This window comes from Novosphingobium sp. P6W, from assembly GCF_000876675.2.
Classification (GTDB): Bacteria; Pseudomonadota; Alphaproteobacteria; order Sphingomonadales; family Sphingomonadaceae; genus Novosphingobium.
Genome location: NZ_CP030354.1, coordinates 247,908 through 267,310, shown reverse-complemented (window position 1 = coordinate 267,310; position 19,403 = coordinate 247,908). Strand labels below are relative to the sequence as shown.

Below are 19,403 nucleotides of genomic sequence, written 5' to 3'. Positions count from 1 at the left end.
GACGAACGGCCGCCCGGCGTCATCCGTCTTGCGGCGGAATTTCACGTGCCGACCGGGCATGCCGCTCAAGGCGGCGCAGCAGCAGGTCGGCATCGGGGATTGAATGGGCGACGCGCGCTGCCTCTGCCCAAAAGGATAGGCGGTGTGTGGTCCGGAACCCGTGATCGCGCTCGATGGAAAGGCCAAACGCAAGCCTGATCCCCTCGATTTCGCGAAGACTGAAGCAGCCGAGTTCCGGACAACCGAAGCCGAGGTCAGCGAGGCCGTAGAGGGTGTTCCCGTCGGCATGTAATTCGCTTGCGAGCCAGACCGCCGGGCCCATGGGATTGAACAGGCGCACCAGCGGGATCGGATCGAAGTAAGGGAGTTTCTGGCTCTGCTCTCCATTGGCGAGCAGCATCGTGCGGATTGTCGGGGAAAGCAGGCTCATTGCATTCCCTCCTCGCCATCCGCGCCGGGGATTTGCGTGGCATCGCAGCCTATATGACGATCGAGAAGCCAGTCGGCGGCCTTGCTTGCAGCGCTGGCTGCCCGGAAGATCGCGCGGTTGTCTTCGCGCAGACATTCAAGCCATGCGCCGATGTAATCGGCGTGCCGCACGGTGGGGACGATGCCGAGCGATGCGCACAGGAAAGCCGACCCCATTTCGGCGACGAGTTCCTCGCGCGCGTAGTCCTTGGTCCCGAAACCGCCGGTAAGCTTGCGGTTCAGCCGTGACGGATGGCCCACCGCGTGCGTCAGCTCGTGAAGGCAGGTGCGGTAATAATTGACCTGATCATAGAAGGCACACTGCGGCGGAACCTGAACGTAATCAGGGCCCGGGGCGTAATAGGCCTTGTCGCCGCCGATCCGGAAGTCGATCCCGGAGGCTGCGATGACGCTTTCGGCAACGGGTACGATTTCCCGTTCCGGCAAAGGTGCAGGGTCCGGTCCAAACCCTTCGGGCAGCCCTTCGCACTGGGCGAGGTTGAAGACGGTGAAACGCTTTAGAAAGGGAACGGCGCGTGCGTCCTCGCCGGTTTCGCGTGCGCGCTGCTTCTCGGTTTCGGGGGTGAAGCGGTCGGCATAGACCACGCAAGTCCCACGCTCACCCTTGCGCACGCTCGCTCCTGCTTCCTGCGCTTGCCGGAAGGTCAGCCAGCCTTGTGAGGGCCAGCCGTTGCCGATGACCGCGCCCCACAGGATTAGTACGTTGATGCCGGAGTAATTCCTGTTCGTGAGGGCATTTCTGGGCATGGCGACCATCGCGGCGTCGGTTCCTGCCACCGTGCCCCAAGGCTGAGCCCATGGTATGCGCCCCCCTTCCAGTTCGCCGATGATCCTTGCGGTGACTTCGTCATAGAGGTTCGCTCTGGGCTCGCCTTTCCGGTCCCGCACCTTTGCCTTGCCGCCTCTCTTGCTGGGTACAGGGCCTGACTTCGCCTCCTGATCGACATTCCGGATCGCACGCATCGTTCACCTCCAACCACGCCCCAAACCATCATGGCTCCCCCGCAAGGCGGGGGTGGGCGGCGAAGCGACCGGACAGGCCCGCGGCCAAGCGTCGCCGGCATCCGACAGGACCGCAACGTGAGTGGAGGAGCCGTGCCCGCAGGGCCGGCTTGCCGGCGACGCGAGCGGGTCTAGAAGGGAGCGCGCTCACCCTCGCCGTTTCGGGAGAGGCACTTGCAAACCGACACCGGTCGCGCAGCGGCCGTCATCGCCGTGGCCGGCTGCGACCGGCCACCTGCGCCAGCGATCGCCACCGGCAGGCCGAGACCCGCCAGAGCGGGGCTCGGGTCCCTGTGAGCGGGCTTAAGGGCGATCAGCCCGTGCGCGAACGGACTGGAGCGCGGTCGGGTCGAAGACGCGAGGCGCCGTTATCACTGGTCCTGAGCCAGGCCAGAGGGAACTGACAGAAGCATCAAGAAGAAACAGACGACCGAAGGAATAACGCCCTTGCCGAGAGGGCTTGAGGCTCTACCGTGTTGAGATGACGGACTTTCACGACTTGTCGGCCAGACTCTCTCAGTTCGTCCCGCGCTGGCAAGCCGCGCAGAACCACGACCCTCGCCTGGCGCGCCTGGATCAGTCCGTTCGCAGCTACCGCGCTTTGCGGCCCGTTCCCCGCCCCGCCCAGACGAGAGTTGAACCGGACATCGGGCGGCTGACCGCGTTTCTCGGCGATGTGATAAAACCGCTCGCCGATCACAGGGCATCGGGAAGCGTCATCAATCCCTGGGCTGTGGCCGGCCTGAAGCGAGCAGAAGTGCGAAATGCGGGCGTTTTGGCGATGTTATTCTCGCCCAGTGCCTGCGGCGACCTCGGCACAGCGTTTTTCGATCACTTCTGCAGGCGTATACCTGACCCTGAAGGACTTCTTCCCAGCACGGCTGAACTCGCTGCCGGCTACAGCGTGCGGACGGAGCATTGCCCGGTCGGAGAGCAAACGGAGCGGGTCGATCTCACGATCGAGGGTCGCACGTTCGTGATGGGCATCGAGGTCAAGATCGACGCGCCCGAAGGCCGCGAGCAACTGCGCCGCTACACCTCAGCCGTGCATCGCTGGGGCCGTCAGCGTCACAAGCGGTCCGTCGTCGTGTTCCTGGCGCCCTACCCTCCTCGCGAACCCGGTGTTCTGTTTGCCAGATGGAGCGACGTGCGGGCGGCGGGACGCGCCATTTCACCGCGCAGGAATTCAGAACTGAACCTTCACGGCCACCTGCTCGAGAGCTTCGTGCGCCATATATCTCGTTTCGGAGAATAGCATGCCAGACAACAGCGCATTGAGTGCATTGGTCGTCCGCAATATCGGGGACATTGAAGCGGCCCTTACGCATGCTCAAGAGGTCATCGACGAGCGGCTATTTCAGGATATCGGCGATGCGATCGCAGCGCGATTAGCAGATAGCGACTGGTTCGTTAGTGGCGAGGTCGAGGACAAGGAAATCTGGTTCTCTCCTGGCAACTGGCGTCCTGCGGATGTCGTCCCCGAGGATGCGCCTTATTGGTTCCACCTCGAAGGGCAGGACGGCCCGGGCGGCGGGGAGGAATATAGCTGGTTGGCAGCGTTCCTTGCCGCCGGGCCGGAAGGCGCATCGGTGGCGCTGTTCCTGAATGGCACCACGTTCAAATCGGCAAAGCGCTGGAAAGCGCTCGCCAAGTCAAACACGGACCTGATCGCCCGCCTGATCGACGCTGGATTCCGGCAGAACGATGCTCAGCGCCTTTATCTCCCGCTCCATCTCGACGCTGAGGTTTTGGCCGCAGGCTTCGAGGACGACGATCTCACCACGGCTCTTGCGCCCCTGCAGGACGCACTTGATGTCATCGAGGCGGCCCGCCAGGATCTAGACGCGCTGATCGCCTATGACAGGCAGGAAGTAGACGCCGTGCTGTGACGCAACGCTCCAGAAAGCCGGATCAGTCACCGCGGTGTAGGATCCGGCTTTCGAACAGGGCCAGGCGCATCTCGCTTCGAGACACGATCGCACGCCAGGCAGGCTGATTGTGTGCGTGACGGCCCTATGCTGCGAGCAGGTCACAAAGGCGGGCTACCGCCGAAGCTGCAGCGTCAAAATGGGGGACATCGGCATCGCCGGCAAAGGCCATGCCGCGCACGAAACGCTCATATTCTTCCACGTAAATGGGGTCGGCCGAAAGCTTTTCGAGCATCGCCGCCAGTCGTTGTTTCGGCGCCAGCTCGGCGACGCCGCCGCCGCCCCTGTTGCTGTCATCCTCCAGAACGGATGCCAGCAGCGACGGGAATGCAGGATGGGCCGCAGCGAGCGGTTCCAGTGCTGCCAGGTCGTGGAGATGGCGAACGATGGTGGGATCGTCCTTCGCGTGATTACGATCGCGAAGCAGCATCCGCCACGAAAATGCACTCAGCTTGTCCGCCGCTGTCTCGACGGGATCGATACAGGCGATCTCGGGCACTTCCGGCACGGCGCGGGCATATTGCCCCGCAAAAGACGCAACTGGCAGGTGCTGCACAGCCAGACGAGGCGGCTTTGCCGATAGCTGCGCCAGGATGTGCGGTCGCAGCGAGGCATGGGCATCAAGCGTCGAGGGGTAGGTCATTTCAAGTTCGATGAAGCGATATTCGTCCCGGGAGATGCATGAGGTGACGTCGAATCCCATCCGCTCCCAAGCATCGATCATCGAGTCGCGAAACTCCTTGAGCACCTGCTTGCGCTGGCTTCGGCTGCGCCCATGGTAACTCTCCGACGCCAGCAGCTTGAAATCGATGTCTTCGGAAAAGCGGCTAATGAGGCCGTAGGCCTTGAGCAACGAGGTGCCTCCGGAGAAAACAGGCGTCAGGTCCTGCGTCGCCAATCCAGACAGCTGCTCTATGGCTTGAACGACGAACCAGTCTTTTTCAGCAAAGGCTTCATCAACGGCAAGGGCACCGGCGACGCGTCCGAGCAAGGTCTCATCGGGCGCGTTCGAAAACGACATAATTTCCGTCATATCCTATCCGGCGGGTCACGCGGTCTTCGACCGCCAGGGTCCGCCCGGTCGGAACCTGCGTCGATCGGCCCAGGTTGTAGGCGTCCTCGAAGGAGGATGTTGCCACCTTCTTACCCAGCCGCCCCAGCGCTTCCGTTGCCAGTTTCCTGATGCCGACGACCGGAACTGGCTTGCCCGTGAAGGGGGAAACCTCGGCCTTGGCATAAAGACCGTAGCCAATCTGAACGAGTTGACCGTCCCTGGCCTGCTTGCGCAAGGCCCTCCCGATCGCATCGTAGCTGCCGAGCGGCGCGAAATCGCTGCGAAGGAAGACATTGCGCCTGGAACGGCGTATTTTCCTGCCTATAGCCTCCACGATCGTGTCCGTTGCCCCGGCGCGCTTGCCGGGCAGCGCCACGCGATATTGACCGCGCGCGACACGCTCGACACGCTTTTCCTTCACAAGTTCGCGAAGGGCGCGCCCGACAGAATCGTAGTCGGCATCGAGCAGGAGATCCCCCCTGCTCAATGTCCGGCCTCCACTGAGGCGTCCGAGAATCTGTTCAGCGAGCGATGTCATCTGCGAACCAAAATACGACCTTTACGACATCATATATAGCCGCTGCCACCCAGATCACAAGTGAGCCTTCTTTGGACGCCCCGACACTCACCTCCTGCTCGGTTGGGAAACGACAAAGATGTGGGGGCTTCCAGACCCTGTCGCCAGGAACGAGCGCAGCGCAGCACCGTTGCGGTGCTCGCCGCGACGCGCCCGTTCACGGCTGAGTGCCCCCGGCACGCTTCTCCGATGCGCGCGAGGGGAATTGCGCCTGTCTGATCAGGCGCATATCGACAATAGGCTACGTCAGTTGGCAGTATCGGCGTTATCGGCTGAAACGATCGCCGATTTCTTGGCGCGCGGCTTGCGCGCCGGCTTTGCTTGCTCGACCTTGGCCTTGCGACCCAGACCGATCTGGTGAGCGAGTTCGCGCCGCTTCTGCGCATATTCGGCGGCGACCATCGGATAATCCGCCGCCAGACCGTAAGCCTCGCGGTAGGTCTGGGGCGTGTAGCCGTGGAGGGAAAGGTGGCGCTTGAGCATACGGTAGGGCTTGCCGTCGATCATGCTGATCAGGCGATCAGGCTTGACCGAAGCGCGCACGGAAACCGCGCCCACCGGCTTTTCGGGTGCCACGGGGGCAGCGGGTTCGCCGGCTGCCTGCAATGCCGCAAAAACATCTCGGATGAGCGGTCCCAACATGTCCGCGGCGACATTGTTGTTTCCGACATGCGATGTGACGATATCGGTGGTCAAAGCGATAAGCGTTTCGTGTTCAACGGCCAAAGTCGACTCCTGCTTGTCTGTTATGGCCGCCGATAGCCCCCCAGGCCGGCGCTGTCGACCTGAGGGAAACGCCGCCTCTTCCTGCCGACGGACATCGAGTTTTTCAGACAGAGACACCGACACCGAGGTCGGCCCACGGGCTGCGAGACACATCCACTGCCGCCGGCACCATGACGAAGGCTCAAAGAAAGCTGTTCTTCTGGGCTCTTATGCACCGCATGCGCCGCTTTGCCGACTCGTCAGTACGCCAAGTGTTGAAATAGACCACATCCAACTGATTGAAAATACGAAGATAGGATTGCGCTAAGTTACATACTATCGAATGTGAGACTATATATATTAGCAGAATCATCTTCGAACCTCGATCCTGTAACAGCCGCAATCAGGCGGTAATCTACAGGAGCATGACATGGAAAAGCAGAACGAGCAGCTCGACGAGCAGTTCATCGACCTGGGTTCGGTGACGAGCGAAACCCATGGCACCGGTGGTCCGGTCGAAGCAGACGCGAACCTCAATCGCCTCTCGACCGGCATCCTCGCCGACTGAAACACAACGCAAGGGACCGAGACCTCGCGCAAGCGTGGCCTCGGTCCGCTGCCTGTTCGATCGGATAGCGTCATGCTTGCCGACTGGGTGTCGTTCTGCCGGATAGACGATCATGTGGTCTTTCTCGACACACGACGAAATCGCTATCTTGCACTCAGTCAGGCTGCTGCTGCCCCGGTGCTGGCCGGCGAGATTGCCAACCTGACGCCGAAAGTGCGCGAGACGGTAGCGAGATACGGCTGGCTTGTAGATGCGGCTCCAGCAGCGCTGCCTTATCGCGGCATCGCGGCCCCCACCTATGAAATTCCTTATCATCACAATGCCCGCATCTCGGCGCGGTTCGCATCGCGAGTACTGGCATCGCTGATAAAGGTACGCTTGGACCTTTGGGTACGCTCGCTTCAAACCAACCTCGACAGGGTCGCTGCTCGAAACCGGGCAATCGGGACTGGGGCAACCCCTGCGGAGCTCAACAAAATCGTGGCGGACTTTTTGAAATGCGAGCGAATTTTGCCTGCTCAAACCTGCCTTCTGCGCTCGCTCACTTTGCACCGTCTTCTCGCCCAGGACGGGCACGCAAGCGAGTTTGTCTTCGGCGTGAAACTGCATCCATTCGAGGCCCATTGCTGGCTGCAGCGCGATGACCAGGTGATCAATGACACGATTGAGCAAGTCGGCCGGTTCGTTCCGATCAGGGCGGTTCGATGACGCGCAGCTATCTCGCGTTCGTCTCGCCGCGGCCAATGGATCCAGCGATTTCGTTCCGCGCTCTCAGCGCTGTTCGCGCCTGTGGGCTCACAGTGTTGCTGAAGACCGACCGTTTGCTAGTAGCTGTACAAGGTATCGAAGCATGCCTGCTGGCGCGCAATGCCGGCGTGGTTCTCGGAAAGGTCCATGACCGCCACGGTAGCGCCAACGCGTTCGATGGTTCCCCCGGGGAAGTCGAGACCCTGACTAAAATCTGCGATGCGAGAGAATTGACCGAGCGATGCTGGGGAGCGTTCGTGGCAATCTTGAACGGCCCGGACAATCGCATGCCCCGGATATACCACTCGGCTTTTTCCTCGCTGTGCGCCTATACGATCCAAACGGAGGCGATGGTCGTAGTCGCATCGGACGCTCGCCTGCTATCCAGGTATGCCGACGTCCGTTTTCCGGTCGACTGGGCTACACTGGCGTTGCAACTTGCTCACGACGACCTCTCGTTTGGCGCGACGTGCCTGGAGGGCATACGCGAACTGCGATGCGGAGAGATGCTGGAAGTCGGTTTGGACGCCGCGCCGGTTCTACAGCGGACATGGAACCCTTGGCGGCACGCCCATGTGGACGAAGCAATCCTGGATCGTCGTGAGGCCGGGCAGTTGCTGCAACGCGAACTGGTCCGCAGCGGCGATGCTTGCCTGCATGGACTGGGACCAGCCATGCTCGATTTGTCGGGCGGGCTCGACTCCTCCTTGCTGGCGGCTTTGACTGCACGCGGCAACGAGCAGATTCAGGCGGTCAACATGTACAGCGCTCTTACCGAAGGCGATGAGCGCCGCTACGCTCGCGACGTCGCGGCACATCTCGGGATTGGCCTGACAGAACAGACCCCTGACGCGGCGCTTGTAGACGTAACGAGGTGCGCGCGGCCGGATCTGCCCCGACCCTACGTACGCTCCTTCGTCCAGGAAACCGATCGACTGACGATGGAAGCAGCGCCCGGCGCCGCCGCGTTCCTGAACGGAACCGGAGGCGACGCTGTGTTCTGCCACCTGCAAAGTTCGGGTCCTGCCGCCGATGTCCTCAAGACCTCAGGCATGGGAAGGGCGTATTTTCGCACGGTGCGCGACGTCGCCGAGGGCGCGCGGTGCAGTATCTGGCTCGCGCTGCGCAAAAGCCTGACCAAGGCCGCCCGCCCCTGTTCCCAAGTGCCGCTAAAGCCGGACGGGACCTTTTTGCTCCGGGGCGTCGGTGACACCCTGCCCCGCGCTGACCTTCCTTGGATGCCGCCCCCGCCGGGCATTCTGCCCGGCAAGCTGGAACATGTCCGGGGGCTTTTCATGAGCAATTTCAATCTGAATTCCTTTGGCCGGGCGGATACTCTCCAGCCGGTCTACCCGCTCATGTCTCAGCCCCTCATCGAGGTATGCCTGCGAATTCCAACGTGGCATTGGGTGGGCGGCGGCTACAATCGCGTGCCTACCCGTGAAATTGCGGGAGATTGGTTGCCCCAGCATGTGGCCTGGAGAGTTTCCAAAGGCGGCCTCGGGCAGCTGCAGCGCGACATCTTTCGCCGGAACCGCCTGCTCATTCGGGAAATGCTTCTGGATGGGGCGCTACAAAAACAGGGCCTCCTCGATCGCCAGGCTCTCGAGAAGGCCCTGGAGCCGGACAGTTCCCTTCTTGTCGGCACGTTCTCCCGCGTGCTCCGGCTCATGGATTTTGAGGCGTGGGTCCGAAACTGGATGTGATGATCCGCTCACCCTGGCTTGAAACAGGCGACGGGTGGCCTCGTTCGCCATTCGATAAGTTTCGCCATGTTGCGCTGGTAGACCGCCAATCTGTGCTCGGGCTGCCATTTGACATGGTACTCGTCGGGAAACACAAACATCTCCATAGGGACACCCGCCTGCCGGAGCTTGGTGAACGATGCCAAGGCCAGACGCGCTTCCCTATCTGCCAGTTGCATCTGAATTTCGGCACATATCCCGCGGGCATTCATCGCGAGACTCACTTTGCGCCAGCTGTCCTCGTGCTTTTCCCAGGGCACCGGGAACTCCTTTGCCTCGAGAAAGGCATTGTAGGCAGGGCCTATCGCCGTCGTGTAGACGTCCGGGTCTTCGCAGCAGGTACTCAAGAGAGCCAGACTGAAAACGCGTGAATGGATCAGCGCGTATGTGGCGGTCGATGCGCCGTCGCTCAGACCGGCGATCGCAATGTGGTCACGGTCCAGCGGTACATGGCGTTCCACTTCGCGCAGGCCACTCAGCAGCGAATCGTGGACACTGACGCGATCGGTCCAGTCGAGCGCCAACTGGCGTTGACTGAACGCCGTGCCCTGACGGGCGAGCCAGATGTTGTAATCCAGCGGCCGCGAGACGCTCAGCACGGCAAAGCCCGCATCGACCAATGGCCGGATCGGATATTCATCGCCCGTCCCGCCGCGCAGAAAACCGCGCGTAGAGTACTGGACGACAACCAAGGGCAAGGGTCCAGGGGGGGTTGTGGGAGGCAGCACAAGATCTCCGATCGCGGGGATCCCGAACTTGTTCTTCCACTGGAGCCGTTGAATGCGCGCGGGCCTGATGTTTCCCCATTCCTGGTTGAGGTCGACCACCTGACGGATCCGACCACCTTCCAAGTCGATCGCCACGATGTCGCGCGGATACGCCGATCGCTCGCGTCCGCACAGAAGGTGTCTCGCCGAAAGCTCGCAGCCCCCGAATGCATCGGCGGTCCGAACGATACGAACTGGTACCTTCGTGCCAATTCTCCAGCGATAGACCGCTATGTCGGCCTGCGCGAAACCCTCTCGGCGGACAAAGACGACCTCGCGCGAACCGGGTCTCAGCCAGGCTGCTTCCGCGTAAGCGCAGAGCTTGGCCATGCACGGCGTCACGACGCCATCAATCCGGACGTGGGGATGCGAGCGATAGGCGACCTTGGGCGTATCGTCCGGCTCTACCCAGGCGTGGTCCACCAGGCTGCCATCACCCGGCGACCTGGTGACAGGCTGCCGCGAAGGCTGGGAGATGAGCCCCCCCGTTCCGATCTGTGCTCGATATCGGATGGGTGTAAATTCACCGCGAAGATGCGGTTCTGTTTCGGATTCGATCCAGAATCGCGCGTCGTAGCGGTAGCCGCCGCGACCTTCATCCAGCACCCGTTGCCGGGATTCCTGAAGTGCTTCATCCGTCGTGAATTCGATGGCGGTGCCGTCGGTAGACCAGTCGAATGCAATGACGTTCCCGCTCATGGTTTCCACTGGCACTGCCGAACCGCCTCGTGCTTGTACCAGTTGGAGATGATCAAACCCGGCCTTGCGCTCGACGAACGCCAGCCAGCGACCGTCGGGCGACCAGCGAGGAGTCAAAGGACTGGCGGTACCGAACTGGAAATCCGACAGGCCGTGGATCGGACCGCTCTGCCGGCTCAGTTCGGAACCGATTGGTATCACAATCGGTGGCAGATTACGGCGCTCCAGGTCGAAGACCACGAGCGCCTGGCAGTAGGAGTTTGCCGCCGGGTCCGCTTGTCGAACCTGAACCACCAATCGGTCGCCCGAGGGCGAAACCGCGAAGCCGGGCGGTGACGACGCATCTAGGCCCATGGACCCGAAATCCCTGATCGTCATCAGATCGTCGGGCCGGCTCGGATCCGCTACCTTCGAAATTAGGCGAGGTGGTGCGATATCCCGGCAGTCTGGGCGCACCGCTTGTGATGCTTCCCTTGGCACGGGCCGGAAGCCGGCCGTGATCGGCACGGCAGGTCCCGGCTCGGCCAAAACCGCCCCGCTCGTATCGCGCGCGGCCAGGATGGACGGTGCATCGAACGTCCCAGCAACGAACAAAAATGCGAAAACCAGTTTATGCCAGCGGTGCAAAGTCATGACATGCCTGACCCATCACAGCGTTTTGGAGATGGAAAGCGAGACGAACCGGCCGAGCGGCGAGTAATTGGTGGTGTCGTAAGGCTCCACATAGGCTGCGGGCCGCATGTAAGGCGGCTTTGTGTTGAATAAGTTCTCAACCGAAAGGTTTATGGCCAGGTCCCTGAGCGGGCCATCGTTCGCAAACGTGTAGCCGATCTGCGTGTCCATTGTGACGGTCGAACGCACGTTTCGCACCGTTGCGGTACGCCTGTCTTTCAGGATGCCGGTATAATTAAAGAAACTGAAGACCTTCAGCGCGTGACCTTCCCAGCCCAATCCAGCGCGGGCGCGATAGTGCGGCGGATTGAAAATGCTTCCAGCTTTGTCGAAGTAGCTCGAGTATTCGTTGTTGCGCTGGCTCGAATCGAGCCAGCTGGCGTTCAAGGATGTGGAAACCTCGCCGGATGCAAATTGAGTGCGGTATTGGAGGGTGAGATCTATGCTCTGAATTCTCTGGTTCGCGACATTCGTGTAATGGTTGTCTATAATATACGCGATTTTCGATAGATCGTACGAAACCCCGTCGTAGTTCTGCAACGCCGTATCTGCCGCTGCGATCGTTGCCTCAACCTGCGCAAGCGTCGGGTTGCGCACAATATAGTCTGCGTAGACCGGATTGAGCGAATTCGAGTAGCCGGTGATCGGGGTGAGCACCCGGTCGCGGTAGCGAACACGGAAATAGGTGAAGTCCAGGCTAAGCCCCGGGTCGGCGACCGGGTGGAAGGACGCCGTCCAACTCATAGTCGTGGCGCGTTCCGGCTTCAGTCCACTCCCGCCGCCCTGTGTCAGCAGGGCCGTCGTCCCCGCGGGGTCAGTAGAACCCACGAGCGATGTAGCATCGATGAGCGCGGCCGAACGCTGAGAATACTGCTGGAGCAAGGTGGGCGCTTTGAACGACCGCCCCCAGGAGAACTTGAGATCCAGGCTTGAGATCGGGCTGTAGACGATCCCGAGCTTGGGTGTGGCAATGGAGCCGAACCGATTGAAACGATCGTAGCGGCCGGCAATCGTAAACGATAGGGCATCGACGAACGCGCTCCGGTTCCGATCGGAGACCAGCGGAACGAACAGTTCGGCATAGCCGTAGCTGTCCTTCTGGTCTCCGGAATATCCCGTCCCCGTTCTGAGGTTCTTGTAAGCGAACCGGTTCAGGCGGTGCCCGCCACCAGCGACAATTCTGACAGTTCCGCCTGGCAGGCTGAAAAGCCCACCTTCAAGATAGGCCTCGCCGCTGTAGAGCGAATTGCAGTAGCAACCGTAGGCGCTGTAAATCTCGACGCCGGAAAACGATTGGCTGGCCAGAGTGGTGGTTCGGTCATCGGAGTAGACGCCCTTGACCGTGACCGACCATTTGTCCCCGATCGGCACTTCCAGGCTTGGGGATAGGGAAACGAACCGATCGATGTTTCGGGTTGAGACGATGGATCCGGCAACAGTGATGTCCGGACGTATCACGCGTCGGCTGAACAGGCCGTCGACAGCGAAGCGTGCATCGCCGCTGAACGTCTGGGTAAGGCGAGCTACTGCCGCATGGCTGTCGAGATCGGGGTAAAGGTCGTACGGGTCCCCGAGAGAACGGGTATAGGACCGCTTGCGGGCTTCGAGGGCATCGGTAGCACGGTAGGTATAGCCGGCATAAAGCCCGCCATTGTCCCAGGCAACGCCGCCCAGCGCAGAGTATTGTTGGGAGAAATAACCGCCATCAGTCGACGTGCCAAGCCGCGACGAGACACTTAGCCCCTCGTAGGATGGACGCAGGATGACATTGACCACCCCCGCCACGGCGTCGGAACCATAGACTGCAGAAGCGCCATCAGGAACGACGTCGATACGCTCGATCGCGTCGATCGGGATTGCGGAGATGTCGATCCCTTGCGAGAAGCCTCCGTAGGTCATGCGCGCGCCGTTCAGAAGCGTCAGGGTTGCGTCTTGTCCCAAACCGCGAAGATTCACCGCCGAACCGCCCGAGATGTTCTGGTTATCGATGCCGCCAGCGGCGGCACCTCGGCCGACCCCGGGGTTCTGCCCGCCTGCGAAGTTTTGCGGCAAGGCGCGCAGCGCCGAGCCTATGTCTGCGAAACCTGCGTCAAGGATGTCCTGTCGGCCTATGGTGATCTTAGGCGATGCGATCGGCGAGCCTTTGATCCGCGAACCGGTCACTTCAATGTCGCCTGAAGACGGATCGGAGCCAAGCGTAGCTTGCGGCGCAGGCGAGCCGATGATGATCGTGTCGCCGGCAAAGCGAACGCCGATCCCACTGCCCCCCAAAGCCGTCCGCACGGCTTCTTCCGGGGTAAATTCGCCTTTGACGGCAGGTGCCTGGCGCCCAGCGACGGTGTTAGCGACTATCAGTATCTGCCTGCCCGACGCCCGGGCAATAGCGCGCAAGGTGACGTCGAGATCCTGTGCTGGCAAATCGAGACGGATGGTGGCCTGGGCCATTGCCGGAAGCGAGATGACGAGGCTGGTCGCCGCGGCGAGCGCAATGCTCGCCGCGTGGTCGCGGAACTTCATGATATGACCCCCCTTTGGGTGAACGGCAGGTTTGAACACGCCTGCTTCACAAAGGGATGAGTGCCTCGGTCAGAGAAGGGACACTTCGGACCGAAAATTTATTTCATTTTTTGGGCACGAGTTCAAACCGGCCATCCGTGTCGCGAACTTCGGCGCCAAGCAACATGGCGAGTGAGCTTGCATGCTTATGCGGGTCGTCCGTTCGAAAAACTCCGGATACTTTGATCTCGCCGAGAGCGGCATCCTGCACGACGATTTTAATATCCGAGGATCGATTGACGATCTCCAAAACGCGCGACAGCTTTTCAGCATGAAACTCGACCTGCTGGGACGGCCACGCGATGTCCGCTTCTCGAACTTGCAAGATGGGCCCTGGTGTCGCCTCATCGCGATACCGGACCTGCTCCCCAGGCTTCAGCCGAACCGCGGGCGCCGACCTGCCAGCGATGCCGGACAACACGTCGATTGCCCCGCGCAGCAATTGCACTTGCGTTGCTCCCGCCTTGTCAAAACTCACGTCAAAGATCGTTCCGCGCGCAACGACCTGGCTGCCCCCGGCCTCTACGACGAACGGGCGGTTCTCGTGCGCCACTGAAAAACGCGCGTGCCCATGCTCCAGTCGCAACGTGCGCTTGTCGGCTCCAAACGTCACCAGCAGGAGCGTCCCGCCATCCAAGGTCAGATCCGATCCGTCGGACAGGCGGATCTGTCGAATTTCCCCAGCGCGCGTCCGGTAGGCGGCAGCGGGCGCCAGGCTCGACGCGAGGGCGCGGTCAGACGGCTTTTCGGGCACAGAGCCAGGCGCAAGCAGGAACCGCCAACTGACAAATCCTACCACAGTCAGGCATGCCAAAGCGGCGACCTTAGTTCGCCGTAGCGTCGCACGGACAGGTTTGGGTTCAGGTAACGCGTCCCAGTCCACCTGCTTGCCTACGGAATAGAGATTGGCGACGCGGTTGTACGCGGCGCGGTGCAAGGCGCCCCGGGCGAGCCACTGCTCGAACGCGGCACGATGCTGCTCGGCGTCGGGCCCCCGCATGAGGACGAACCATTCGGTAGCTTCCAAGCGGAGCTGCCCTTTCTGGAAGGGATTTTTCGTTTCAGTCATCGGCGTAGACCCTATGGTCGAGATAGAGCAATGCCTTCTTCATATGGTATTTGACGCCTCGCGCTGTCAGTCCAAGACGGTCGGCGATGTCCTGGTAGGTAAGTTCCTCCTGGCGGTGAAGCCGGAATACCTCTCGCGTCCGGGCAGGAAGTTCTGCGAGTGCCTGTTCGTAGCGCCGCAGGAAGTCGGAAGCCTCCATCATCCATTCCTGTTCGGGCAGGACGGCAACATCGACCTCGTCGATCGGGATGTGGACCGCTCGGTCCCGTAAGCGCATCCGTTTCGATCGCCCCCACAAAAGGTTGCGGGCAATCGTGCGCAGATAGGCCTCGGGCGTGCGGAGCTTGCCGCCAGGCGCAGCCGAAACGAAGTTGACGAAGGTGTCTTGAACAAGGTCGTGAACCTCATCGTGGTTTGAGATGGACCGTCTGATGAAGCGTGCGAGGCGCGGAGCTTCGGAGCGGAAAAGACGATCGAGCAGACGATCGGCGTCATGCCTGCCCTCAGCGCAGGTGCTTTCCTCATCCAAAGGTCTCATCGGCCGACCAGCGCCCCTAAGAGGGTCGGTCGACCTTCGAAGAATGCAGATACTTCTTGCATGGAAACGCACCCGTCATCACGGCGCACGAGCCCATCCCTGTCGGGACCGGCTATGCTCGCATCTGTGACGGTCGACCTCGATCCGGTCGAACGCTTTTGGATCGTCGCCCAAGATGGGGTCGGACGCTCCCGTCAACATGCCTCGATAAAGCGCGGCGGGCAAGTCCGATGAGCCGAGCGGGCCGTCAATTGTCCAGGGTCATGATAGCCTTACACGGCGATTACATCCCGCCACCGGCTTGTCGGCCCTGCCACGGCGTGGATGGCGCAGGATCGTCCGTAGGGTAAACCATGGCATGGATGAAGAAGCACCGCCCCCCGACAGCAAGCTGACCCTGTCCAAGCGGCTCTGGGCGGGCGAGCACAAATTCCTCACCGAAGGACCCGACATTGGCCCCTCAGACCCGAAGCGCCTACCGCCCGGCCAACACTTGGTGGACGGCTGGCCAGTGCTCGATCTCGGTCGGCAACCTGATATCAGCCGCGAGCGCTGGCGGCTAAAGATGCATGGCATGGTCGAACGACCAGTCACGCTCGACTGGCCTGCATTCATGGCTCTGCCGCAGTCGAGCAGACGAATTGACATCCACTGCGTCACGACCTGGTCGCGCTACGACAACGATTGGAGCGGCGTCGTAACGAGTGGCCTGCTAGCCAACGTCCAGCCCCGCCCTGAGGCCACCCACGCCTTTCTTCACGGCTATGACGGCTATACAACCAATGTCCCGCTAGCCGACTTCGCCGCGCTCGATGCAATGCTCGTGCATTCCTGGCAGGGCATTCCGCTCACGCGTGAGCATGGCAGTCCAGTGCGACTGGTGATCCCGCACCTCTATTTCTGGAAGAGCGCGGAGTGGATCAACCGAATCGAGTTTCTCGGTGCGGACAAGGCCGGCTTCTGGAAGTGAACGGGTATCACATGCGCGGCGATCCTTGGGTCGAAGAACGCTATCGCTGACTTAGCCCATTACGCCCGATGTCCGCTTAAGACCGCAGCAAATATGTCGTATAATCGCAAATTCTCCGCAACAAGCCATTCAGCCGTTTAGTGGAATGCGATGCTCCGATCAGGAGCATAGGGCGGCGGCTGGGCGAGCAGTTCCCTTGGCTTCATGCCGGTTAGTTAAGGCTGGTTGCTCCGGCCGCCCTGTCAAAGTACACATTTAGCGTCTGATCAAGTTCATCCGTATCAACGATTTCGGCCAGATAGCCGTCAGGTCGAACCAGCACCCATTGGCTGGCGGCAAGCCCATAGGCCTGCGCGATGTTCCCCCCGTCATCAATGATGTCGCCCTCCTCGCCGATGACGGCGATCCGCAAACCCGCGCGCGGTGCGGGACGTTTGGCGGCATCGAACCCCAGCAGGGTCCAGCATGGTCCCGCAAACACGCTGAACAGCCGGGTGTGCTGGCCTGCCGTCCCCGGCATGGCGCATCAGGCGCACGGTCGCCCGGCTGGAGCAGCGCTTCGCCGGACGGACCGGGCCTGACAACGACGATGTGCGATAGCCCGGATCGAGCTGGCGAGACTCGCGATCACGGCGCATCGTGCCCTCCTTGGCTTCGCCCAGCAGGCGCGTCGCCAGCCCCAACATCCCCGCCGCGATGGGCCGCCGCTCTTCCTGATAAGTATCGAGAAGTGTGTCCGGCCCGCCAGAGATGACCGCTGCCAGCTTCCAGCCCAGATTATAGGCATCCTGAACGCTGGTGTTGAGCCCTTGCTCTCCCGTCGGCGGGTGGGTGTGGGCCGCGTCTCACGCGCGGGAGGTATCAGCGTGTCAGCGCGCGGTCCCGAAGGTGAGATTGAGCGCGAGAGCCACCGCCGACCAGAGCGCGCCCATGCTAAAGCAGCAAACTGCGATCTTCATCGCAAGCTCGCGACGCACGAGCCACAGACGCGAATCGACATGATGACGGTCGGCTTCGTCCTGGTATGCCTTCGCCCTTGCTTCGATCGTTGCCCGCTCGTGTTCCGCACCGGCAAACCCATTCAGCTTGGCCTTTTGACGCTCACGCCGACCTTGAGCGTGGAATGAATTTCCCGCGCTGCCCTGCTCCCTCACCATTCCATAGAGGGCGACGCCAGCGCACATGATCCCGATCAACCAGCTGATCAATGGGGGCACTGTCGCAGCAGGATTCAGACGGATCGGTCCATTGTGCTCATCCGCGATGAAATGCAGCAACAACCCGATGCCTCCAGCGCTCGCGAGTGCGAGCCAATTGACGAACTGGCGCTCGTCTGCATTCGCACGGGTACGAAATTCATCGCCGAGTTCGTGCGCGCGCTCTTCGGTGGTCGACATCCCGTATGTTTCCTCCGACGCGCGCTCTTGTTGCTGGTCGTGACAAGGTAGCATGCGCATTGAACTTCATGTAGACCAATCGGGTCTCCGCGCTCATTCTCGGCTCCTAAACCGCGCTTGCAATATCATCGACCGACGCAAAGCTCAAATCCGTAAGGAGCACCCGAATCCGGCCACTATTTTATGAGTATGAAAAAGCGTTCTCGCGACCGCCATTCTGAGTGGTGCGCCGTTGTCTGCTGACCAACGGGTGCGCTGATAACCGACAGTCTGCTCCCGACCAGCATGCGTCGTTCCGATGCCTACGCAGCGACGACCGCTCTTGCTGTAACCCGCCGTTCGACCGATTGCAGGTAGGTTAAGTGCAGGCCTTAAGTTTGATTATGGTGCCAAGCGACAAGGTCTGTTTGAGTACCCCACTTCAGTCCACTGGATATGGGGCCGCTGAACTGCGGTTCTCATCCACCATCACTGGGCGGCCAATCGGCGGAAACGCACGCTGCAGGCAGTTCGGCCGCTCGCAGACCTTGCAGCCGGCGCCGATCTGCGTCGCCATGCCGGGGTCGGCAAGGTCCAGCCCGCGCGAGTAGACCAGGCGGGAGGCATGACGGATATCGCAGCCAAGGCCAACCGCGAAGGTCTTGCCCGGTTCTCCGTAACCCGCGTTACCGCTGCCCACAGTGCGGGCCACCCATAGGTAGGTCCGCCCGTCCGGCATCTGCGCTACCTGCGTCAACACCCGTCCGGGCTGGGCGAAGGCCTCGTAGACGTTCCAGAGCGGACATGTGCCGCCTACGCGAGAAAAGTGGAAATCGGTGGCGGACTGCCGTTTCGAGATGTTGCCGGCCCTGTCCACGCGGATGAAGAAGAATGGCACACCGCGGGCGTCCGCGCGCTGCAGTGTGGAAAGGCGATGGCAAACCGTCTCGAAGCCGACACCGAACCGGCGGCCAAGCTTCTCGATATCGTAAGCATCCTGCTCCGCAGCTGCCAAGAACTGGCCGTAAGGCAAGATCAACGCGCCTGCGAAATAGTTGGCGAGGCCGATGCGTGCCAGCTTGCGCGCTTCCTCGCCGGTCAGGATGGGGTCGTCGGCAAGTTGGTCGATCACGTCAACCAGTTCGAGGAAGGCCAGCTGGGTGGCCATCTGGAAGGTTTGCTGACCGAGTTTCAGGTTGGCGGAGACGTAGAGCGTGCGGGTCACCGGATCGTACCGGCGCTGCGCCCAGTTGCGGTCAGCGTTGCTGTCGCCGCGCAGGACATGGACGCCATGGCGTTCCTTCAGCCAAGCGGTCACGCCTTCATGGATCGTGCGCGGGGTAAGACCTGCCTGCTGGTAGAGCCGCTCGGCTGCTTCATCGAGCGGTTCGACATGGTTGTGGCGGGCATAGAAAAAATCGCGCACCTGCTCGAACGGCATGCGCGGCGGGCCGCCGGTGATCCATTCGTCGCCCAGTTGTGCAGCCATCGCCTCCGACCGTTCCGAGGCTTCGCGAAAGCGCCGATGCAGGGATATGAGTGTGCGGCCCACGGCAGGCATGTTCATCGCCAGTTCGCGCACTTCAGCGAGCGAGATCGCATCCGATCCGTCCGACAAGGCGTCGCGCAATTCGGTAATGAGCCGCGCTTCCTCGTCCTCGGAAAAGAATTGGACATCGATGCCGAAGACCGAGTTGATCTTCACGAGCACCGGCACGGTCAGAGGCCGCTGGTTCTGTTCCAGCTGGTTCAGATAGCTGGCCGATATGCCCAGCGCCTGTGCCAGTTCGATCTGCTTGAGGTTCTTCTCCTCGCGCAACCGCCGGAGCCGCACTCCCATGAACGCCTTACGCATCAGTCTGCCATTCTTCGCATTATTCGCAAATTCTCAAGCACTGGTCCTATTGTCGGCCGATAGCAGCGCATTTGCACCAACATCGC

Annotated in this window: 16 protein-coding genes and 2 pseudogenes; 6 read left to right on the top strand and 12 right to left on the bottom strand. The window is 61.4% G+C overall.

Features of this window, described 5'->3' with window-relative positions; translation table 11 throughout:
• Positions 1-19: 19 nt before the first annotated feature.
• Together TQ38_RS26960 and TQ38_RS26955 are read right to left on the bottom strand one after the other, a co-directional pair.
• Complete coding sequence (locus tag TQ38_RS26960; RefSeq protein ID WP_043975935.1) at positions 20-430, bottom strand: DUF2958 domain-containing protein; 411 nt, start codon at positions 428-430, stop codon at positions 20-22.
• Complete coding sequence (locus TQ38_RS26955; protein WP_082057719.1) at positions 427-1,452, bottom strand: ArdC family protein; 1,026 nt, start codon at positions 1,450-1,452, stop codon at positions 427-429. The genes TQ38_RS26960 and TQ38_RS26955 overlap by 4 nt, the downstream gene beginning before the upstream one ends.
• A gap of 538 nt (positions 1,453-1,990) precedes the next feature.
• On the opposite strand from TQ38_RS26955, the gene TQ38_RS26950 reads away from it, so the two are divergent.
• Complete coding sequence (locus TQ38_RS26950; protein ID WP_162792439.1) at positions 1,991-2,746, top strand: PD-(D/E)XK nuclease family protein; 756 nt, start codon at positions 1,991-1,993, stop codon at positions 2,744-2,746.
• 1 nt (position 2,747) lies between these two features.
• Complete coding sequence (locus TQ38_RS26945) at positions 2,748-3,380, top strand: hypothetical protein (RefSeq protein ID WP_043975933.1); 633 nt, start codon at positions 2,748-2,750, stop codon at positions 3,378-3,380.
• A gap of 124 nt (positions 3,381-3,504) precedes the next feature.
• Here TQ38_RS26945 and TQ38_RS26940 read toward each other — a convergent pair whose 3' ends face one another.
• The 3 genes from TQ38_RS26940 to TQ38_RS26930 all read right to left on the bottom strand — a co-directional run bounded on the left by TQ38_RS26940 (position 3,505) and on the right by TQ38_RS26930 (position 5,776).
• Positions 3,505-4,452: a nucleotidyl transferase AbiEii/AbiGii toxin family protein gene (locus TQ38_RS26940; protein WP_043975931.1), complete on the bottom strand. Its 948-nt coding sequence runs from the start codon at positions 4,450-4,452 to the stop codon at positions 3,505-3,507.
• Positions 4,415-4,960, bottom strand: coding sequence for a hypothetical protein (locus TQ38_RS26935; protein ID WP_240198226.1), 546 nt, complete (start codon positions 4,958-4,960; stop codon positions 4,415-4,417). The genes TQ38_RS26940 and TQ38_RS26935 overlap by 38 nt, the downstream gene beginning before the upstream one ends.
• A 336-nt stretch (positions 4,961-5,296) precedes the next feature.
• Positions 5,297-5,776 (bottom strand): MucR family transcriptional regulator, encoded by a 480-nt coding sequence (locus TQ38_RS26930; protein ID WP_043975929.1) that lies wholly within the window; start codon positions 5,774-5,776, stop codon positions 5,297-5,299.
• 409 nt (positions 5,777-6,185) lie between these two features.
• On the opposite strand from TQ38_RS26930, the gene TQ38_RS30285 reads away from it, so the two are divergent.
• From TQ38_RS30285 to TQ38_RS26920, 3 genes are all read left to right on the top strand, one after another.
• A complete protein-coding gene (locus TQ38_RS30285; protein ID WP_162792438.1) occupies positions 6,186-6,323 on the top strand; it encodes a hypothetical protein in 138 nt (45 codons plus the stop codon).
• A gap of 72 nt (positions 6,324-6,395) precedes the next feature.
• Positions 6,396-7,031, top strand: a complete 636-nt coding sequence (locus tag TQ38_RS26925; RefSeq protein WP_043975927.1) for a lasso peptide biosynthesis B2 protein — start codon at positions 6,396-6,398, stop codon at positions 7,029-7,031.
• Entirely contained in the window at positions 7,028-8,776 is a 1,749-nt protein-coding gene (locus TQ38_RS26920; protein WP_043975925.1) for an asparagine synthetase B family protein, read from the top strand. Before TQ38_RS26925 ends, TQ38_RS26920 begins: the two co-directional genes overlap by 4 nt.
• Before the next feature lie 8 nt (positions 8,777-8,784).
• On the opposite strand, the gene TQ38_RS26915 is transcribed toward TQ38_RS26920, so the two are convergent.
• The 4 genes from TQ38_RS26915 to TQ38_RS26900 form a co-directional block, all read right to left on the bottom strand.
• Positions 8,785-10,914 (bottom strand): Atxe2 family lasso peptide isopeptidase, encoded by a 2,130-nt coding sequence (locus TQ38_RS26915; protein WP_082057717.1) that lies wholly within the window; start codon positions 10,912-10,914, stop codon positions 8,785-8,787.
• Between the two features lie 15 nt (positions 10,915-10,929).
• Positions 10,930-13,470, bottom strand: coding sequence for a TonB-dependent receptor (locus tag TQ38_RS26910; protein ID WP_043975921.1), 2,541 nt, complete (start codon positions 13,468-13,470; stop codon positions 10,930-10,932).
• A gap of 103 nt (positions 13,471-13,573) precedes the next feature.
• Complete coding sequence (locus TQ38_RS26905) at positions 13,574-14,578, bottom strand: FecR domain-containing protein (protein WP_052505761.1); 1,005 nt, start codon at positions 14,576-14,578, stop codon at positions 13,574-13,576.
• Positions 14,571-15,116 carry a sigma-70 family RNA polymerase sigma factor gene (locus tag TQ38_RS26900; RefSeq protein WP_082057716.1) on the bottom strand — a complete coding sequence of 182 codons (546 nt, stop codon included), beginning with the start codon at positions 15,114-15,116 and terminating at the stop codon, positions 14,571-14,573. Before TQ38_RS26900 ends, TQ38_RS26905 begins: the two co-directional genes overlap by 8 nt.
• Positions 15,117-15,474: 358 nt before the next feature.
• On the opposite strand from TQ38_RS26900, the pseudogene TQ38_RS26895 reads away from it, so the two are divergent.
• A pseudogene (locus TQ38_RS26895) lies at positions 15,475-16,136 on the top strand (sulfite oxidase-like oxidoreductase).
• A gap of 161 nt (positions 16,137-16,297) precedes the next feature.
• On the opposite strand, the pseudogene TQ38_RS31410 reads toward TQ38_RS26895, so the two are convergent.
• The 3 genes and pseudogenes from TQ38_RS31410 to TQ38_RS26880 form a co-directional block, all read right to left on the bottom strand.
• A pseudogene (locus tag TQ38_RS31410) lies at positions 16,298-16,931 on the bottom strand (FAD-dependent monooxygenase); the annotation flags it as partial.
• A gap of 24 nt (positions 16,932-16,955) precedes the next feature.
• Positions 16,956-17,483 (bottom strand): hypothetical protein, encoded by a 528-nt coding sequence (locus TQ38_RS26885; RefSeq protein ID WP_043975920.1) that lies wholly within the window; start codon positions 17,481-17,483, stop codon positions 16,956-16,958.
• A 421-nt stretch (positions 17,484-17,904) separates the two neighbouring features.
• On the bottom strand, positions 17,905-19,317 hold the full coding sequence (locus tag TQ38_RS26880; RefSeq protein ID WP_043975918.1) for a short-chain fatty acyl-CoA regulator family protein: 1,413 nt from the start codon (positions 19,315-19,317) through the stop codon (positions 17,905-17,907).
• Positions 19,318-19,403 lie beyond the last annotated feature (86 nt).

What these genes read in the sequence shown, in the direction of transcription:
- TQ38_RS26960 (WP_043975935.1), bottom strand. Translation starts at nt 430, where the DNA reads ATGAGCCTGCTTTCCCCGACAATCCGCACGATGCTGCTCGCCAATGGA.
- TQ38_RS26955 (WP_082057719.1), bottom strand. Translation starts at nt 1,452, where the DNA reads ATGCGTGCGATCCGGAATGTCGATCAGGAGGCGAAGTCAGGCCCTGTA.
- TQ38_RS26945 (WP_043975933.1), top strand. Translation starts at nt 2,748, where the DNA reads ATGCCAGACAACAGCGCATTGAGTGCATTGGTCGTCCGCAATATCGGG.
- TQ38_RS26940 (WP_043975931.1), bottom strand. Translation starts at nt 4,452, where the DNA reads ATGACGGAAATTATGTCGTTTTCGAACGCGCCCGATGAGACCTTGCTC.
- TQ38_RS30285 (WP_162792438.1), top strand. Translation starts at nt 6,186, where the DNA reads ATGGAAAAGCAGAACGAGCAGCTCGACGAGCAGTTCATCGACCTGGGT.
- TQ38_RS26925 (WP_043975927.1), top strand. Translation starts at nt 6,396, where the DNA reads ATGCTTGCCGACTGGGTGTCGTTCTGCCGGATAGACGATCATGTGGTC.
- TQ38_RS26920 (WP_043975925.1), top strand. Translation starts at nt 7,028, where the DNA reads ATGACGCGCAGCTATCTCGCGTTCGTCTCGCCGCGGCCAATGGATCCA.
- TQ38_RS26915 (WP_082057717.1), bottom strand. Translation starts at nt 10,914, where the DNA reads ATGACTTTGCACCGCTGGCATAAACTGGTTTTCGCATTTTTGTTCGTT.
- TQ38_RS26910 (WP_043975921.1), bottom strand. Translation starts at nt 13,470, where the DNA reads ATGAAGTTCCGCGACCACGCGGCGAGCATTGCGCTCGCCGCGGCGACC.
- TQ38_RS26905 (WP_052505761.1), bottom strand. Translation starts at nt 14,578, where the DNA reads ATGACTGAAACGAAAAATCCCTTCCAGAAAGGGCAGCTCCGCTTGGAA.
- TQ38_RS26900 (WP_082057716.1), bottom strand. Translation starts at nt 15,116, where the DNA reads ATGAGACCTTTGGATGAGGAAAGCACCTGCGCTGAGGGCAGGCATGAC.
- TQ38_RS26885 (WP_043975920.1), bottom strand. Translation starts at nt 17,483, where the DNA reads ATGTCGACCACCGAAGAGCGCGCGCACGAACTCGGCGATGAATTTCGT.
- TQ38_RS26880 (WP_043975918.1), bottom strand. Translation starts at nt 19,317, where the DNA reads ATGCGTAAGGCGTTCATGGGAGTGCGGCTCCGGCGGTTGCGCGAGGAG.